The organism is Photobacterium sp. DNB23_23_1 (genome assembly GCF_052873815.1).
The window spans coordinates 1-1,394 of the sequence record NZ_JBNNXT010000092.1 but is presented as its reverse complement, the minus strand read 5'-3'; the positions used below and the strand labels follow the sequence as shown (position 1 = coordinate 1,394).

The window sequence follows — 1,394 nt, the reverse complement described above, 5'->3', positions numbered from 1 at the left end:
GAACGCTTCCTATATACAGAGTTCAAGCAAGCCAAGGTGGGGCCGGACTACCATATCGAATATAAGCAGCATTACTACTCTGTCCCACACCAGTTGGTTGGACAGCATGTTCAACTTGAGGCCAGTCGTAAACTTGTCCGGATCTACCATCAAGGTCAATGCGTTGCTCAACACCCAACAAGCGCAAAGGCGCGTGGCCAAAGTACCTACACAGAACATATGCCAAGTAACCACCAGTATCAGAAATGGTCGCCGGAGAAGCTACAGAGTTGGGCGGCGAGGATCGGCCCCGCAACGAGAGAAGTCGTCAGCCATCTGCTCCAGTCTAAAGACCATCCTGCACAAGCCATCCGTAGCTGTCTGGGGTTACTGAACCTCTCAACCAAACATAGTGAGCAGCGTCTTGAGCAAGCCTGCAAAGATGCCCTCATCGTCAACAAGCCGTACCTGCGGTTCATCAGAAACTTACTGCAAAATCACCGGGAGGGTCGGTTATCGGCCTCACCAGAAATTACACCGGACATCCAGCACAGCAATGTTCGCGGCCCGAATAGTTATCACTAGGAGCACACAATGAACTCTATCAATGAACAACTCAAAGTCCTGCGCCTTGGTCATGCTGCGACAGCGTTAGAGCAGCAGCGAGAGCAAGCCTCCACTTATGCTGAACTGAGCTTCGAGGAGAGGCTCACTCTGCTGTTGGAAAGTGAAATACTAGGTAGGGATCAAGCCAAGATCCTCAGACTTAAACGACAGGCAAAGCTCAGGCTAGATGGGCTTGCTAGCCAAATTATCTACGAAGAAGGTCGAGGGTTAAGGCGAGTACAAATAAGTGAACTGCTCACTGGCAAGTATCTTCAGAAGAAGCAAAACGTTCTGATCACAGGTCCAACAGGTGCAGGGAAGACTTACCTCGCTTGCGCCTTGGCGGGACAAGCGTGTGAGCATCTGCATAGTGCTCGATATTACCGCCTCAGCCGACTACTAGACGATCTTAGCTCAGGCCGCCTTGATGGCACATACCAAAAGCAGCTACAGGCGCTAGCCCGAAAAGATCTCCTGATCTTAGATGACTGGGGAATGGAGAAACTTAGCCCAGATCATGCCGGCCATCTGCTAGAGCTTCTTGAGGATAGGTACCAAACGAGCAGCACGATCATGGTCAGTCAATTACCGGTTAAGGAGTGGTACAACATGATCGGTAATGCCACTGTTGCTGACGCTCTGTTAGATAGGCTGATCCACAATAGCCACCGAATAGAGCTGAAAGGTGAATCTATGAGAAAACTAGCGCAAACCGGACAGGTAGAGTAAAAATAGGGGTAGAGAAAAGCTTGGGGAAAAGGGCGTCCGGTTAAACGCGGAATGGGTGTCCGGAATCAGCGGAATACGCA

The 1,394-nt window shown here is 50.6% G+C and carries 2 protein-coding genes; both read left to right on the top strand.

What is annotated here, in order from left to right:
* On the top strand, window positions 1-564 hold a 564-nt coding region (locus tag ACVA53_RS24885), incomplete at its 5' end, for a Mu transposase domain-containing protein (RefSeq protein WP_446506622.1).
* 9 nt (window positions 565-573) lie between these two features.
* Window positions 574-1,314 carry an IS21-like element helper ATPase IstB gene (gene istB, locus ACVA53_RS24880; protein ID WP_255045485.1) on the top strand — a complete coding sequence of 247 codons (741 nt, stop codon included), beginning with the start codon at window positions 574-576 and terminating at the stop codon, window positions 1,312-1,314.
* Window positions 1,315-1,394 lie beyond the last annotated feature (80 nt).

Excerpts from the sequence above, each read along its gene's own strand:
- istB (WP_255045485.1), top strand. The coding sequence starts at position 574 with ATGAACTCTATCAATGAACAACTCAAAGTCCTGCGCCTTGGTCATGCT.